The organism is Pedobacter insulae (assembly GCF_900113525.1).
Classification (GTDB): domain Bacteria; phylum Bacteroidota; class Bacteroidia; order Sphingobacteriales; family Sphingobacteriaceae; genus Pedobacter; species Pedobacter insulae.
Window position 1 is genome coordinate 126,710 of record NZ_FOPP01000006.1, and the last position, 16,003, is coordinate 142,712.

Consider the following 16,003-nt stretch of genomic DNA (forward strand, 5'->3'; position numbering starts at 1 on the left):
GTTTATAAACGGGAATAGACTCCGACTTGACAGTCGGAGTCTTAATTCACTTAGAACTTTGACAATCTTTGGAAGATTGTCAAAGTAGAGAGATTACTTAATCTCAACTACAGCTCCAGCTTCTTCTAATTGTTTTTTCAAAGCTTCTGCTTCGTCTTTAGCAACACCTGATTTTAATTCTTTAGGTGCACCATCAACTAAGTCTTTCGCTTCTTTCAAACCTAAACCAGTTAAGTCTTTTACCAATTTCACAACTGCTAATTTCTGACCACCAGCTTCTTTCAAGATTACATCGAAAGTAGATTTTTCTTCAACTGCAGCAGCTTCGCCACCAGCAGCAGGACCTGCAACAGCAACTGCAGCTGCAGCTGGTTCGATACCATACTCGTCTTTTAAGATTTGAGCTAATTCGTTAACTTCTTTAACTGTTAAGTTTACCAATTGCTCAGCAAACGCTTTTAAATCTGCCATTTTATTAAGATTTTAAAAATTTACGTAATAATAATTTTGTTTAATTCGAACTTAAGGTGTCCGTTAACCTCTTTCTTGTAGTGTTTTAACAATACCTGCAATTTTCGAACCGCCTGATTGTAATGCCGAAACAACGTTTTTAGCTGGTGATTGTAATAGACCGATGATTTCGCCAATAAGTTCTTCTCTTGATTTAAGACTTACTAATGAATCTAGGTGGTTATCACCAACAAATATAGCTGAATCGATATAAGCTGCTTTAAGCGCTGGTTTCTCTTCTTTACCTTTTCTTAGGCTTTTGATCAGCTTAGCTGGAGCATTACCTACTGTTGAAAATAATAAAGCCGATTGGCCTTTTAACGCTGTGAATATCTCAGATGAGTCGCCTTCTAAACCATCGATCGCAATTTTGATCAAGGTATTTTTTGCAACTTTCATTTCGATACCGCTTTCGAAACATTTGCGACGGATGTTATTTACTTTCTCAACAGATAATCCAGAGGTATCAGCAATATAAAAATTGCCATACTCTTGCATTTTCTCTTGTAGAGCTAAAACTACTTCTTGTTTTTGTTCTCTGTTCATAATTAGATCCCCGCTACTGATTTAGTTTCGATTGCAATTCCAGGACTCATTGTTGAAGAAACATGAATGCTCTTAAAATAAGTTCCTTTTGCAGCAGATGGTTTCAATTTTGAAATCGTTTGAAGAACTTCTAACGCATTTTCATATATTTTCTCTGCTGAGAATGATACTTTTCCTATTGAAGCATGGATGATACCAGTTTTGTCAACCTTAAAATCAATCTTTCCGCCTTTTACATCAGTTACAGCTTTACCAACTTCGTTAGTTACTGTACCTGATTTTGGGTTTGGCATAAGGTTACGTGGACCTAAAACTCGGCCCAGTTTACCTACTTTTGCCATACAAGCAGGAGTAGTGATAATAATGTCAACATCTGTCCAACCACCTTCAATCTTTGCCACATATTCGTCTAAACCAACGAAATCTGCTCCTGCAGCTTTAGCCTCTTCTTCCTTATCAGGAGTACAAAGTACCAAAACGCGAACAGTTTTTCCGGTTCCGTGAGGTAAAGTAGCAATACCACGCACCATTTGATTGGCTTTACGTGGATCTACACCTAAACTTACATCGATATCAACCGATGCATCAAATTTAGTGGTAGTGATTTCTTTTACCAAAGCAGTCGCATCCTTTAAAGAATACGATTTACCGATTTCGAGTTTAGCGTGTGCCAGTTTTTGATTTTTTGTTAATTTCGCCACTGTTGTAAACTGTTATTTGTTAATTAATTTGTCCAAGGTGCATCACCACTAACGGTGATTCCCATACTGCGTGCTGTTCCTGCTACCATTTTCATAGCAGACTCGATAGTGAAAGCATTTAAATCAGTCATCTTATCTTCAGCAATTGACTTAACTTGATCCCAAGTCACCGAACCAACTTTCTTACGGTTGGGCTCAGCAGAACCACTCGTTAATTTTGTAGCATCCAATAATTGAATAGCCACTGGAGGGGTTTTGATGATAAATTCGAAAGACTTGTCGACATATACAGTAATTACAACGGGTAATACTTTACCTGGCTTATCTTGGGTACGAGCATTGAATTGTTTACAAAACTCCATGATATTAACACCTTTAGCACCTAATGCAGGTCCTACTGGTGGTGATGGGTTTGCAGCTCCGCCTTTGATTTGTAATTTAACAAGTGCACCGACTTCTTTTGCCATTTTCTGATTTGTTAATTGTAATACTCAATGTTAAATATTGGAAGCATGTAACATTTAAGACCTTAATGCTATAGGAATATAGCAAAAGGACTGCAAAGATATGAATAATCTTGCAGTCCTCAAATATATTTTTTAAAATAAATTTTATTCTTTCTCTACTTGCATATAGTTAAGTTCCAGCGGTGTTTTACGTCCGAAGATTTTAACCATAACTTTCAATTTTTTCTTTTCTTCGTTTACTTCCTCAATAACGCCTGTAAAACCATTGAATGGACCATCCATTACTTTCACATTTTCACCTACATAGTAAGCTACATTCATGGTTTCGCCTTGTTGGCTCATTTCATCAACCTTACCTAAAATACGGTTAACTTCTGCCTGGCGCATCGGAATCGCATTTCCAGCTTTATCACCTAAAAATCCAATTACACTATTTACCCCTTTGATAATATGCTCAAGCTCCCCATCAAGGGTTGCTTCAATTAAAACATAACCAGGGTAAAAATTACGTTCTTTAGCTATTTTCTTTCCCTCTTTCATTTGGTAGTATTTTTCCATAGGGATTAATACCTGAGGTACCAAATGTGAAAGACCTAAACGGCTAATTTCAGAATCGATGTATTGTTTTACCTTCTTTTCTTTACCGCTTACCGCTCTAACTACATACCATTTTAACTGATCGTTCATCTAGTATATAAATTAAATTGATTCATAAAACGCTTGCAAAATAGCAGTAGCACCTTTGTCCATTCCAAATATTACTATTGCAATGATTAACGAAGCTACTAAAACCAATACTGCCGAATTTTGTAAGTCACCCCAAGTAGGCCAAGTTACCTTATCGGTCATTTCTTCGTATGATTCTTTAATAAATTGAACTACACCAGCCATATTTATATTTTTTTTTGCACGGGTGGAGAGATTCGAACTCCCATCAACGGTTTTGGAGACCGGTATGCTACCATTGCACCACACCCGTGTTTAGTAAAGCAAAGTGCCTAAGCCGTACAGCATCAGGCACTTTGCAATTCTTCTTATTAATTGATCCCGTTAAGGATTATTATTTAACAATTTCAGTTACCTGACCTGCACCTACTGTTCTACCACCTTCACGGATAGCGAAACGTAGACCTTTTTCCATTGCGATTGCGTTAATCAATTTAACACTGATTGTAACGTTATCACCTGGCATAACCATTTCAGTTCCTTCAGCTAGAGAGATTTCTCCTGTAACGTCTGTGGTACGGAAATAGAATTGAGGACGGTATTTGTTAAAGAATGGCGTGTGACGACCACCTTCAGCTTTTGATAATACATAGATCTCAGCTTTGAAATCAGTATGAGGAGTTACTGAACCTGGTTTACAGATTACCATACCACGACGGATATCAGTTTTCTCAATACCACGTAACAATAAACCTACGTTATCACCTGCTTCACCATAATCAAGGATCTTACGGAACATCTCAACACCAGTTACTGTAGATTTTAAGTTCTCAGCACCCATACCTAAGATTTCCACTGGATCACCAGAGTTGATTTGACCACGCTCAATACGACCAGTTGCAACAGTACCACGACCAGTGATCGAGAATACATCTTCAACAGGCATTAAAAAAGGAAGTTCAGTCAAACGTGGAGGAATTGGAATGTAGTTATCTACAGCGTCCATTAATTCCATAATTTTTCCAACCCATTTTGCATCACCGTTCAAGCCACCAAGAGCTGAACCTTGAATTACAGGGATATCATCACCAGGGAATTCATAGAAAGATAATAATTCACGAACTTCCATCTCTACTAATTCTAGTAATTCTGGATCATCCACCATATCAACTTTGTTCATGAAAACAACTAACGAAGGTACACCTACCTGACGAGCTAATAGAATGTGCTCGCGAGTTTGTGGCATCGGACCATCTGTAGCAGCAACAACGATGATAGCACCGTCCATTTGAGCCGCACCAGTAACCATGTTTTTCACATAATCCGCGTGACCTGGACAGTCAACGTGTGCATAGTGACGGTTAGCTGTTGAATACTCAACGTGAGCTGTGTTAATCGTGATACCTCTTTCTTTTTCCTCTGGAGCAGAGTCAATTGATTCAAATGAACGTGCCTCAGATAAACCAGCATCAGCTAAACATTTAGTAATAGCTGCTGTTAAGGTTGTTTTACCGTGGTCAACGTGACCGATAGTGCCGATATTTAAGTGCGGCTTGCTGCGGTCAAACTTTTCTTTTGCCATGTTTTTATACTTATTAGTAGGTTAACTTTTTATTTATTTATTGTTTTGATACAAAATTCAATACAAAAAACCTTGTTGATTCTGTTTTCACAGATTTAACAAAGTATTTCGTTCCTTTATTATTACCAGAGCCAACTATGGGAATTGAACCCATGACCTCTTCCTTACCAAGGAAGTGCTCTACCGCTGAGCTAAGTCGGCTTTTAATATTCAGCTCATTCTTAATGAGCGGAAGACGAGGTTCGAACTCGCGACCTATAGCTTGGAAGGCTATCGCTCTACCAACTGAGCTACTTCCGCTTTTTTATTTAGCCAATTAGCAATTTTATCATTTTAGCTAATGGTGGGGGGAGAAGGATTCGAACCTTCGAAATCTTGCGATAACAGAGTTACAGTCTGTCCCATTTGGCCGCTCTGGAATCCCCCCCCTTTTACTTCATACTTACATACAAAATAAAAAGAGCCTCCTATCGGAATCGAACCAATGACCTACTGATTACAAGTCAGTTGCTCTACCAGCTGAGCTAAGGAGGCTTATATCTTTCATCAATTCATAAAAATCGATGTTTTGGATAAAATTTTAAACTTTCATAGAACTTTCATTTCCTTTGCGACCAACGCCCCTTCCGAAATGGAATGCAAATCTACAAAAATTAATCTTGTAACAAAATATATTTTCAAAAAAAATTGGCGAGTTATGCCTCGCCAATTTCATATTCATTTATGTGGTGAAATACTACCCTAATAATCAGACACTTCATTTGCACTTAGCAATTCTTTGTGCTCACTTAATTTTGCTCTAGTTTTATCTTTATGTTTAGTAATTTGCTTTTTTAACGACTCGATAGCTAAATCTGTAGCTTCTTCGAATGATTTACACTGCTCCTTGGCGAATAATGTTACGCCCGGAACCATTAATTTTATCTCAGATATCTTGTTTGCTTCATCTTCAACATTTTCCAATTTTAAATAAACTTCTCCTCCAATAATCTGGTCGAAGAATATATCTAACTTATCTACCTTCTTTTGAATAAAGTCTAATAGTTTTTTGTCTGCATTGAAATGGATCGACTGTACTCTAATTTTCATGTTTTCCTCCTTTTTTATGCCTTTGGATGGGCTTGTTTATATATTGATTTTAAGCGTTCAACAGAATTATGCGTATAAACTTGTGTAGCAGCCAAACTTGCATGCCCCAACAACTCTTTAATGGCATTTAAATCAGCACCCCGATTGAGCAAACTACTTGCAAAAGAATGGCGCAATACGTGCGGGCTCTTTTTATCTTGCGTTGATATAAGCGTTAAGTAGCGCTGTACTATTCGATAAATCATTCTAGGATAAGCAGCAGTCCCGGTATTGGTAACGATTAATGCTGCAGTTTTGTTGTCAAAATTTTGAGCTAATTTTAGTTTAATATAGGTTTCAACTTCTTTAAGCAACGAGCTATGCAAGGGTACAATTCGTTCTTTACTCCTCTTTCCCAATACTTTAATCGTGGATTCGTACGTATTAATATCCGTGTCTTTTAAAAGTAACAATTCCGCTAAGCGAATGCCCGTTCCGAAAAGGAGCTCTAAAACGATTTTATCTCGCTTAGAAGCAAAATCGTCTGTAAATACTGTTTGCGAATCTAATAATTGATCGAGTTTATGATCTTCAATAAAAACAGGTAGTCGTTTCGGTATTTTAGGCGCCTTAATTAACAGCATCGGATTAGCAGCAAGCGTACCTTCTCTTTGTAAGTATTTATAAAAACTACGAAGGGATGACATCTTGCGATTGATGGCGTTGGCCGAAATCTGGTCGTCCATCAGCGCCACCATAAAACTCCTCACCTGAGCCGCTTTGCAACTTAAAAGTGTTAATTCGCAGTTATCCTTTATGTATTGCTCAAATTGACATAAATCTGTTTCATAAGCCACCAATGTATGGGGTGAGTATCGCTTCTCGTCCTTTAAATATGTTAAGAAACTGCTGATGAGCATAGGCCTTAATCTTCGTGGTATGTGAATATACAAAAAAAATAGTTGATGCAATTTTTTTAGCAGAAAATATTACCAATTAATTATGCTTAATCACAATGGTAGGTTTGTTCGGTTATCGACTAATTGCGCTATTAAATAGGCATGCGTATATCTGCGTTGATCGTGGGTTTACTGTGCGTCTGGGCACGGCTTATGCACGACCAATGCACGGCTGATGCACGGTTGATGCACGGCAGTATTAAACGAGTATCGAAGGAATATACTCCAACTCTAAAGGCAAAAACCCCGACTAATGCCGAGGTTTTTATATCTAGAAATCAATTTAGAACTATAAAGTTCCTTCTTGGTTCATGTTCTGAATGTATACAGCGTGTTTAATTTCTGTACGACGAGCAACAGATTTTTTCTCGTATGCCTGACGACTACGTAATTCTCTCAATACACCAGTTTTCTCAAACTTTTTCTTGAAACGTTTTAGCGCTTTATCTAATGATTCGCCGTCTTTAATGTTAATTATAATCATAACGTGAAATACCTCCTCTCGATGTTTTTGGGATTGCAAAGATAGGAAGTATTATTTAATTAAGGAAATTTATCTTACTTATCCTTATTTAGTTAATTGCGCTTAAAAAATTATCAATATCTGCTTGTGTTGAAACCGCTACTGGAACATTGACATGCAAGCCATTGCTAATGGTAAAATTACTATATCCAAAATAGATCCTATCGTCCATATCTACCGAGATAATTACCAATTTACCCGTCATCCCAATTGGCATCGAGTTTAAATAACTTTGGTGTTTGTTGATAGATAATTCAAAAGGCAATCCGATTACATTATTTATGGCATCAAAAATTAAATAGGCTCGCTGATCTTTAATACTGGGCGAAGCACCCGCATAAACGGGACTAGCTGTAATGGTTGTTTTTGGGTTCGGATTATTATAAAAGTAATCGCAGTTTACCCACCCAAAGTTTGGCAAAGCAAATTGATAGTAAGTTGGGGTCGTTGTTACCCTGGCTTTTTGGTTCAACATCCAAGTACTATCGGAACTTGTCGTCCCTTTAAATTCGAATAAATCCATTGGTGACGTACTTAACGTGGTAGGTACTTTAACCATTACTTCAGCTGCTGGGTTAAGTTTTAATAGCTGGCCATTTTTCAAAGCCAAAACCTGAAATTCACCTCCCGATACTAATAATTGTTTATTTGATTCGGTCATTTTTCCAGAGAGAAGAATATCCCCTTTGGTCATTACTTCTTTTAAACTCAGTTTGATATTACCTGTTACCTGATTTCCGCTGGCATCTAAAAATGCGTTGGCAGGGAAATCAAGTTTTATCCCCTTATTGCCTGTAATACTGAATCCCGTGCCGGCAACGCCATTAAATAGTTGTGTTGGCACACTAAACTTGTTGTTGAAATCGGCTAAACTTAAAGTTGGCCCTTCGGTTACTCCGCCATCTTTTTTACATCCTGTTGAAAAAAGTATGGCTACTGCTGCGATTAAAATTGAATTTTTCATGGTTATATAATTAAATTGTTATACCATGATATCAAGCGATGCTGAATTTTGTTACCCCCCTTTTTTACTTTTATATTGTCATAGATATTTCCGTATATTTAATCTATATGAATGTGATTATATGAAAAGGCTAAAACTGATTATCATCCTTTTACTTGGTGGAACGTACGATTCCTATTCACAGAAAATATTCGATACACATATTCATGGCGAGGCAAAACCTGATTTACAAATGCAGCAATTGGCAGGTGCTGGTGTATATAAAGCGGCCATTAGCACGTCTTGGGATTTGCAAAACACTTATCGAGACAAGTACAAAACCGAACTGCTCTTCGGATTAATGCTCGCTTGCCCCAATGGGAAAGTTCCTTATAGCGGGCAACCTTGCTTCTCCAATGGAAAAGATTTGCCTGACATTAAATGGGTTGAACAGTTAATTATCGCCAAAAAAATCGATTTTATTGGAGAAGTATTAAGCCAATATTATGGGATTTCCCCGTCAGACAAACTCTTACACCCTTATTACGCGTTAGCTGAAAAATACAATCTCCCGGTAGGGATCCATACTGGATTAGCCGGTCCGAATCATGGATCTCCAAATTTCCGAGTGAGCTTAGGAAGTCCGATCTTAATGGAAGAGCTTATCATCAAGTTTCCGAAGTTAAAAGTTTGGATTATGCATACCGGTTATCCTTTTTTAGCGGATGCGATTGGTGTGATGAGTGTTTACCGGAATGTATATACGGACATATCTGCCATTTCAAACCCCTATATTATTCCTAAAAAGGAATTTTATAGTATCATGAAAAAATTAATTGATGCTGGCTTTGAAGATAGATTAATGTTTGGCTCTGATAATGGCGATATTAAACAAGCGATAGAGTCTGTAAATAATCTAGACTTTTTATCTACCGCGCAAAGAGAGAAGATCTTTTTTAAGAATGCAGAAGTTTTTTTTAAGAAATAAGTGTCAATCTATTTTTTGGAACCAATTGGAAAATCGGAAGCAATTCAAGCATTTTTAAAGTCAATTATTAAAGAATAAAAAACTAATTAATAAAATATGAAACTAATTATACTGGCGGTACCCCTACTCACATGGACTGCCTGCACTCAAAAAACTGTTGTTGACAAAAATACTGAAGCCGAAAAAATTATGCAGATTAGCCGCGAATGGTCAAAAGCAGTTGCCACAAAAGATGTTGACAAAATAGTAAGCTATTGGGCAGACGATGCAATAATGTATTCAACAGGTGAAGAACCACTGAAAGGTAAAGCAGCCATTAGGGCCATGGTTCAGAAAAGCTTTACCGATCCGGACTTTGAGATTAGCTGGGAGCCAAAATCTGCGGAAGTATCAAAGAGTGGTGATTTGGGATATTTGCTCGAAGAATCAAAAATGACATACAAGGATGCAACCGGAAAAAAGACAACACTGTTATTTAATGGCGTAACGATTTGGAGAAAGGGGGCTGATGGTAACTGGAAGAATATCGTGGATATGATGAGTCCGGCGGCAAATAAATAAAATTTATGTGATAGCCGCAGGACTCCATGGCAACCTAAAACAAAAGAAGAATATGAAAAGATTAATCCAACACTTGCTTCTTCATTTTTCAGCAGCTCACACTCATCGTAAAGCCGCTATTTATACATAAGCTACTTCAAGATCTCTCTCGCTATGACAATCTTTTGGATTTCGGAAGTCCCCTCCCCGATTGTACATAACTTACTATCTCGGTAAAACTTCTCAACTGGAAAATCTTTGGTATAACCATAGCCTCCAAAAATCTGTACTGCCTCCGTGGCACATCGAACCGCAACTTCTGAAGCATAGTATTTTGCCATTGCCGATTCTTTGCTCATTGGCAGATGACGGTTTTTTAAATCTGCCGCCTGGCGAATCAATAATTCTGCAGCTTCAATTTCGGTTGCCATATCGGCTAGTTTAAAACTAATAGCCTGGAAGCTTGAAATAGCCACACCGAATTGGTGACGTTCTTTTGAGTAAGCCAAAGCTGCATCATAAGCACCTTTAGCAATACCAAGTGACAGTGCCGCGATAGAAATACGGCCTCCATCTAATACTTTCATCGCTTGCTTAAAGCCATCGCCCTCTACACCTAAAAGATTAGCTTTCGAAACCCTACAATTATCGAATATCATTTCAGTAGTTTCTGATGCGCGCATGCCTAATTTGTTCTCTTTTTTGCCGGCCGAAAAACCGGGAGTACCACGTTCAACTACAATTGCTGAAATTCCTTTCGAGCTTCCAGCATCACCTGTACGAACCATTACTACGGCAACATCGCCAGATTTACCATGGGTAATCCAGTTTTTAGCGCCATTAATTACATATTCATCTCCATCCAAAACCGCAGTGGTTGTCATTCTTAAAGCATCCGAACCCGTGTTAGCCTCGGTTAGTCCCCAGGCTCCGATCCATTCGGCTGTTGCCAATTTAGGCAACCATTTTTGCTTTTGCTCTTCATTGCCAAACGCTAAAATGTGGCCGGTACATAAAGAGTTATGCGCCGCAAGCGATAAACCTATTGAACCACAAACGCGTGAAACTTCTACAATCACGTCTACATATTCTTGATAGCCAAATCCTGATCCGCCATAATTTTCTGGAACTAAAACCCCCATTAAGCCGAGTTCACCTAATTGCTTAAAAATCTCTATGGGGAAATGTTGCGCTTCATCCCATTCCATTAAATGTTGACGAATATTCTTTTCGGCAAAGTCGCTTACCATTTTTTTAATTAGATCTTGGTTTTCTGTAGTTTGGAAATTGAAACCTGCTTGCATATTTTGGATTTACTTTAAAAAAGAAATTTTGAATTCAAACCTTTAAATATAGGGTCCCAATTCAAAATTTCGAAGATTTATATTTGGTTTGGGACAATGATAAGTAAATATTATTACAATGCAAGCATAATAAAATCGACTATAAAGTAGAACGATTTGGTATTTGGTTCAATACCTTTATTGAGGAAATATCGTTAGCTAAAAAGCCATCAAAAAATAGTTAGATTTTTTTTAGCATTTTTAGTCCGACTTACGAAGTCGGCTTAATTTGGTCGACTTACGAAGTCGGTGGTTTTTAGGCCGACTTACGAAGTCGGAGTCGACAGGATACTTAATTTCAACATAAAAACGCTACAATGGATTTTAAAATGGACGAACAAACTTACGGCGACTTGAATGTCTTCGGAGGTAGTGAAAATAATTTCTCGTTGTTTGCCCTCTTTAAAAAGACTAAAACTGTTGGCGGGAGAGCACTTATGGAGCATTGGATGAGAAATCCTTCTAATTCAATTGAAGAGCTTCAAAAAAGAACAGCAGCTATCAATTATTTCTCAAGCTCGGTTAATGAACTCCTGATAGATCACGATCAGTTTGACTTGATTTTGCATTATGTGAATTATGATCGGGGCTTTTTAAGGAGTAATATATTGGATTCATTTTTTCCCTGGCTTAGCAACCGAATTAAAGCTAACCAAAACTATTATGTTGTTCAGGTTGGAATAAAACATCTATTAGTCCTACTAAAATATGCCGATGAGTTATCTTCCCAATTTATCGACTTGCATGCACCTGCCCGTTTACAGGAGTTAGCCATTAAAATCCATACTATCCTAGAAAAGCCAGGGATCCGGTATGCAACTTCATTAAGTCATAAAACGCAGTTTTCCTTTCGTCAGCTTGGCAAATTAGATACTTTGATTAGAAGAGAAAACCGCTTGACGGTACTTGAATTGTTAGCCCTATTTTATGAATTAGATGTATTTGAAGGACTTGCAAAGGTGGCCAAGGAACGAGCGTTTTGCATACCGACTTACCTGGAGGATGGGCCTATCAGCATAGCAATTTCAGGCTTATTTCATCCTGCGTTAGCAGAACCTATTAAAAATGATCTAAAAATTGATCACCAAAATAATTTGATCTTTCTAAGTGGCTCTAACATGGCGGGCAAGTCTTCCTTGTTAAAATCGATAGGCATAGCGGTTTATTTGGCGCATCTAGGCTTCCCAGTACCCGCTGCGAGCATGCAGACTGTTGTGTTTAATGGTTTAATCACCACTATCAATTTGGCAGACATGATTGAAAGTGGGCTGAGTCATTATTACAGCGAGGTAATGAGGGTTAAAAAAATCGCACTGCTTTTAACTGAAAGAAAAAGAATGTTTATCATTTTAGATGAGCTATTTAAAGGAACAAATGCCCAGGATGCCTTTGATGCGTCATTGTTGGTAGTTAATGGTCTTGCAGTTATTCCGAATTCGATATTTATTGTTTCCAGCCATATTACAGCGTTAGCTGATGAGCTAAAAGCTAAAAATATTGCTTTTAAATACTTGGAGCACCTAATTGTTGATGAAAAGCCAAAATTCACCTATCAATTAAAAACCGGCGTGTCCACGAATGGGATTGGAATGTATTTTATTGAAAGGGAAAATATTTTGGGATTGCTGGCAGAGGCAAGAAACTAATCAGCGGTAAAATCATACATAAACGTTAAAAATCCACTAAAGAATAAACATCTTCCGAAAAAGAACTGAGTCTCTCTTTGCCATTTAAAAACCCAAGGCTGATTAGAAAAGAATAACCTGCAACTTGCGCACCCAATTGCTCAACAAGCTGTGATGCCGCAACAACAGTTCCTCCGGTAGCTAATAAGTCATCATGAATTAATACCTGCAGGCCCGCTCCAAACGCATCCTCGTGAACTTCAAGCGTTGCACTGCCGTATTCTAACTCATAGCTTTGTTGAATAGTTTTATAGGGCAATTTACCTGCTTTGCGAATCGGGACAAACGGCACATCTAAGGCTTGAGCTAGCGCTAGTCCGAATAAAAAACCACGACTTTCAATGCCCGCTACTACGTCGATTTTAATGCCGTTTAATTGTAAAACAAGTGCTGATGTAATCTCGCCGCATAAGGCTGGATCTTTTAAGATTGGAGTAATATCTTTAAAAATAATCCCGGGCTTCGGGAAGTTGGGTACATCTCTTAAAGTTGCTTTTATCTTAGCTGCTAACATTAAAATTGTAAATATGGTGTGAGCTGTTCAATTGTTTGGGAGCTCAAGATAAGCAATTTTTTAAGGTCGGCAATACTAGTATAGTTTCCATGCTGCTTTCTATATTGAATAATGGCGTTAATTTGCTTGTATTTTAAATATGGATGGTTTTTAAAGATTTCGAAATCAGCCGTATTGATGTCGATCTTTTTGATCAAAGAAGGATCAATTTGGATCTGACCTTTAATTTCGTTGAATTTTAGGCTATCCAATCCATAAACCTCCATTAATTGTTCCTTTTTATAAAAACCTCCCAAGCGCCCGCGGTAGCTAACAATCCTTCGCGCAAAGGTAGGCCCTATACCCTTAACTTGATCCAGATTAGTCGTATCAGCAGTATTAATCTCTATACTAATGAACTGTTTAACAGGCATTTTCACATGCTTTGTATTCCATTGTTCATTTCTAGACCCTCCCGCTTCAATATGAATATAAGGTTGTAAACGTTCAAATACCGTTGGAGAAATAGCGTACATTTTCTTAACATCATCCACTTTATAGAACTTTCCACCTTTACTACGGTAATTCAAAATTGATTGCGCTTGCTTAGTTGATAAACCCAGCTTTTCCCAATCTGTTACATCAATTTGATTGGGATCGAATTTAAATAAAGTAATCTTGGCTTTAAGTTCTTTTGCATTTGGACGCCTATATCTATCCGCCTTACTACGAAAGTCCTCTTGATCAATCAACGTTAATTTGTGGATTGCTTTAGTTTCATAATCGGTCATTAGTTCTTCCTTAGGCGAAAAACTTTCATAGATATAGGGCGTAACAATTGTTAGACTAATTAATCCAAGCAAGGCAAGTACGGCATTATACTCCCGCTTTGTGAGACTGAAATAATGAGTGAGCCAATGTTTAATAACGAAGCGCGTTGGGCGTTTTTGATGCATAAAAGATGTGTCATATAACCATAAAAACCAATATCATTTCAACTAATGCATAGGTAGTACAAATTTTTAGCTTATTTTTGAAACTGCTTGCCAAATTATAATCCAAAAGGTAGTAATTATTTTAATCATCAAAGGCTCCATCTAACCAAAAAAACACAGATCAACTAGATGAAAATTATAACAAAAACAGAGTTTGCTAAAGCGACCAAAATTGACAAATTAGGCGTCCCAGGGCTTGCCGCCCTGATGATGGAGGTCATGAAACTCAACGATATAAACAAAGTATTTTCTAAAAATGAGCATTTTGCGGGATTAGAATTTGTTGATAAAATTTTAGAAACCATAGGCGTTACGATTGATTTCGACGAAGAAGACCTTAAAAACATCCCTAAAACTGGCGGCTTTATTGCCATTGCCAATCACCCTTACGGAGGCGTAGAAGGCTTAGCACTTGTTAGGTTGCTTTGCACAGTTAGACCAGAAGCTAAAGTGATGGTTAATTTTATTTTAAAGAAAATTCCCAACCTTAGCGAATTCTTTGTAGCGGTAAACCCGTTTGAGAATGTACAACATTCATCGAGTATAAGCGGCTTAAAGGCGACTTTCGACCTATTACAAAATGGAACGCCGATAGGTATTTTTCCCGCCGGTGAGGTCTCCACTTTTAACCTCGATAGCCAGGAAGTTACCGATCGCCTTTGGCATCCAGTTGTAGGGAAATTAATTTCGCGCGCCAAAGTACCAGTAATCCCTATCTATTTCCACGGTAATAATGGCGTGTTATTTAACATTTTAAGTTTTATCCACCCAACGCTTAGAACCGCTAAACTGCCTTCGGAATTTTTAAATAAACAAGGTTTAAAAATTAAGGTTAGAATAGGAAAACCAATCAAAATTGAAGATATTTCTTATAAAAAAGACACCAACAAACTCCTTGATTTTTTAAGGGCAAGAACCTATGCTTTGGGAACCAGCTTAGACCAGGAGAAAAAATTATTTAACCCTATCAATCCTTTCAAAAGAAAGAAAAAGCCTGCACAAGTTGTTGATGAAACAGATCGAAACCTGATTGTAAAGGAAGTTGAACAGCTGTTAGATTTTAAAGTTTGGGAAGAAAAGAATTACGAAGTTTATATCACTCCCACTGTAAACATTCCCCATATTTTAAGAGAAATTGGCCGGTTGCGCGAAATCACTTTTAGGGAAGTGGGTGAAGGAACCAATAAGAAAATAGACTTAGACAACTACGACATCTATTACAATCACCTGTTTATTTGGGATAAAGACTTACAAAATATTGTTGGTGCTTATCGAATTGGAAAAGGTGATGAAATATTAGACACGATGGGGCGACGGGGATTTTATCTTTCGGAACTTTTCAAAATTAAAGAGCCATTCTATCCGGTTTTGAGACAGGGAATTGAACTGGGCAGGTCGTGGATTAGAAAGGAATATCAGCTTAAACCGCTCCCTCTATTCTTGTTGTGGAAAGGGATCTTAAAATACCTGGTAGATAATCCAAAATATCGTTATATGTTTGGACCGGTGAGTATTAGCAATAATTTTTCTACTTTCTCTAAATCTTTGATAGTGGACTATATTACTAAAAATCACTTTGATTACGAACTAGCGAGCTACGTAAAGCCTAAAAACAAATTTAAAGCGGATTTATCCCCTATTGCTACGGATTTATTAGTGGAAAGTAGTGGAACTTTAAAAGACCTAGACGGATTAATTGGTGATATTGAAAATTCACATATTAAAATCCCAGTATTATTACGCCAATATTTAAACTTAAATGCAAAAATCATTTGCTTTAATATAGACCCTAAATTCTCAGATTGTCTGGATGGATTTTTAGTGGTTGACCTACAAAAAATTCCTTCGGAAATGCTGGAAAAAGTTGGAAAAAACTTTTAAAAAAGCGAAACCCCGGTAACCAGCCGGGGTTTCTTGTTATCAACTAACCTAAACTCATTAAACATTAACCAAATATTTAATACTCCAAAGTTAATCCAGTTGTATTAAATCCA

18 protein-coding genes and 5 tRNA genes are annotated in these 16,003 nt (G+C 37.4%); 4 read left to right on the forward strand and 19 right to left on the reverse strand.

Features of this window, described 5'->3' with window-relative positions; all coding sequences use genetic code 11:
- Positions 1 to 93: 93 nt before the first annotated feature.
- The 16 genes from rplL to BM207_RS11625 all read right to left on the reverse strand — a co-directional run bounded on the left by rplL (position 94) and on the right by BM207_RS11625 (position 7,986).
- Positions 94 to 471, reverse strand: a complete 378-nt coding sequence (gene rplL / locus BM207_RS11550) for a 50S ribosomal protein L7/L12 (RefSeq protein WP_090994163.1) — start codon at positions 469 to 471, stop codon at positions 94 to 96.
- Positions 472 to 534: 63 nt separating this feature from the next.
- Positions 535 to 1,056, reverse strand: coding sequence for a 50S ribosomal protein L10 (gene rplJ, locus BM207_RS11555; protein WP_090994164.1), 522 nt, complete (start codon positions 1,054 to 1,056; stop codon positions 535 to 537).
- Between the two features lie 2 nt (positions 1,057 to 1,058).
- Positions 1,059 to 1,757: a 50S ribosomal protein L1 gene (gene rplA / locus BM207_RS11560; RefSeq protein ID WP_090994166.1), complete on the reverse strand. Its 699-nt coding sequence runs from the start codon at positions 1,755 to 1,757 to the stop codon at positions 1,059 to 1,061.
- Between the two features lie 23 nt (positions 1,758 to 1,780).
- Complete coding sequence (rplK, locus tag BM207_RS11565; RefSeq protein WP_090994168.1) at positions 1,781 to 2,224, reverse strand: 50S ribosomal protein L11; 444 nt, start codon at positions 2,222 to 2,224, stop codon at positions 1,781 to 1,783.
- Positions 2,225 to 2,368: 144 nt separating this feature from the next.
- On the reverse strand, positions 2,369 to 2,911 hold the full coding sequence (nusG, locus tag BM207_RS11570) for a transcription termination/antitermination protein NusG (protein WP_090994170.1): 543 nt from the start codon (positions 2,909 to 2,911) through the stop codon (positions 2,369 to 2,371).
- Between the two features lie 12 nt (positions 2,912 to 2,923).
- A complete protein-coding gene (gene secE / locus BM207_RS11575; protein ID WP_090994171.1) occupies positions 2,924 to 3,115 on the reverse strand; it encodes a preprotein translocase subunit SecE in 192 nt (63 codons plus the stop codon).
- A gap of 17 nt (positions 3,116 to 3,132) precedes the next feature.
- Positions 3,133 to 3,203, reverse strand: a tRNA-Trp gene (locus BM207_RS11580).
- An 81-nt stretch (positions 3,204 to 3,284) separates the two neighbouring features.
- Positions 3,285 to 4,472 (reverse strand): elongation factor Tu, encoded by a 1,188-nt coding sequence (tuf, locus tag BM207_RS11585; protein ID WP_090994173.1) that lies wholly within the window; start codon positions 4,470 to 4,472, stop codon positions 3,285 to 3,287.
- A 129-nt stretch (positions 4,473 to 4,601) separates the two neighbouring features.
- Positions 4,602 to 4,673: transfer RNA gene (locus BM207_RS11590), tRNA-Thr, on the reverse strand.
- A gap of 26 nt (positions 4,674 to 4,699) precedes the next feature.
- Positions 4,700 to 4,772 (reverse strand) — tRNA-Gly (locus BM207_RS11595).
- 41 nt (positions 4,773 to 4,813) lie between these two features.
- Positions 4,814 to 4,899 (reverse strand) — tRNA-Tyr (locus tag BM207_RS11600).
- Between the two features lie 34 nt (positions 4,900 to 4,933).
- Positions 4,934 to 5,006 (reverse strand) — tRNA-Thr (locus tag BM207_RS11605).
- Between the two features lie 207 nt (positions 5,007 to 5,213).
- Positions 5,214 to 5,561: a ribosome hibernation-promoting factor, HPF/YfiA family gene (gene hpf / locus BM207_RS11610; RefSeq protein ID WP_090994175.1), complete on the reverse strand. Its 348-nt coding sequence runs from the start codon at positions 5,559 to 5,561 to the stop codon at positions 5,214 to 5,216.
- A 14-nt stretch (positions 5,562 to 5,575) separates the two neighbouring features.
- Complete coding sequence (locus tag BM207_RS11615) at positions 5,576 to 6,460, reverse strand: tyrosine-type recombinase/integrase (protein WP_090994177.1); 885 nt, start codon at positions 6,458 to 6,460, stop codon at positions 5,576 to 5,578.
- A 328-nt stretch (positions 6,461 to 6,788) separates the two neighbouring features.
- Entirely contained in the window at positions 6,789 to 6,983 is a 195-nt protein-coding gene (gene rpsU / locus BM207_RS11620; RefSeq protein WP_055132547.1) for a 30S ribosomal protein S21, read from the reverse strand.
- Positions 6,984 to 7,071: 88 nt separating this feature from the next.
- On the reverse strand, positions 7,072 to 7,986 hold the full coding sequence (locus tag BM207_RS11625; protein WP_090994179.1) for a hypothetical protein: 915 nt from the start codon (positions 7,984 to 7,986) through the stop codon (positions 7,072 to 7,074).
- Between the two features lie 121 nt (positions 7,987 to 8,107).
- On the opposite strand from BM207_RS11625, the gene BM207_RS11630 reads away from it, so the two are divergent.
- On the forward strand, positions 8,108 to 8,953 hold the full coding sequence (locus tag BM207_RS11630) for an amidohydrolase family protein (RefSeq protein WP_090994181.1): 846 nt from the start codon (positions 8,108 to 8,110) through the stop codon (positions 8,951 to 8,953).
- Between the two features lie 96 nt (positions 8,954 to 9,049).
- Positions 9,050 to 9,514, forward strand: a complete 465-nt coding sequence (locus BM207_RS11635; protein WP_090994183.1) for a YybH family protein — start codon at positions 9,050 to 9,052, stop codon at positions 9,512 to 9,514.
- Between the two features lie 131 nt (positions 9,515 to 9,645).
- On the opposite strand, the gene BM207_RS11640 is transcribed toward BM207_RS11635, so the two are convergent.
- Positions 9,646 to 10,797 (reverse strand): acyl-CoA dehydrogenase family protein, encoded by a 1,152-nt coding sequence (locus BM207_RS11640; protein WP_090994185.1) that lies wholly within the window; start codon positions 10,795 to 10,797, stop codon positions 9,646 to 9,648.
- A gap of 356 nt (positions 10,798 to 11,153) precedes the next feature.
- Between BM207_RS11640 and BM207_RS11645 the strand changes: the two genes are divergently transcribed.
- Positions 11,154 to 12,482 (forward strand): MutS-related protein, encoded by a 1,329-nt coding sequence (locus BM207_RS11645; RefSeq protein ID WP_090994186.1) that lies wholly within the window; start codon positions 11,154 to 11,156, stop codon positions 12,480 to 12,482.
- A gap of 25 nt (positions 12,483 to 12,507) precedes the next feature.
- Here the strand turns inward: BM207_RS11645 and BM207_RS11650 are convergent, their stop codons facing one another.
- Both BM207_RS11650 and BM207_RS11655 read right to left on the reverse strand, forming a co-directional pair.
- Positions 12,508 to 13,035, reverse strand: a complete 528-nt coding sequence (locus tag BM207_RS11650; RefSeq protein WP_090994188.1) for an adenine phosphoribosyltransferase — start codon at positions 13,033 to 13,035, stop codon at positions 12,508 to 12,510.
- Positions 13,035 to 13,970, reverse strand: coding sequence for a ComEA family DNA-binding protein (locus BM207_RS11655; protein ID WP_090994190.1), 936 nt, complete (start codon positions 13,968 to 13,970; stop codon positions 13,035 to 13,037). The genes BM207_RS11650 and BM207_RS11655 overlap by 1 nt, the downstream gene beginning before the upstream one ends.
- A 168-nt stretch (positions 13,971 to 14,138) precedes the next feature.
- On the opposite strand from BM207_RS11655, the gene BM207_RS11660 reads away from it, so the two are divergent.
- Positions 14,139 to 15,890 (forward strand): lysophospholipid acyltransferase family protein, encoded by a 1,752-nt coding sequence (locus BM207_RS11660; RefSeq protein WP_090994192.1) that lies wholly within the window; start codon positions 14,139 to 14,141, stop codon positions 15,888 to 15,890.
- Positions 15,891 to 16,003 lie beyond the last annotated feature (113 nt).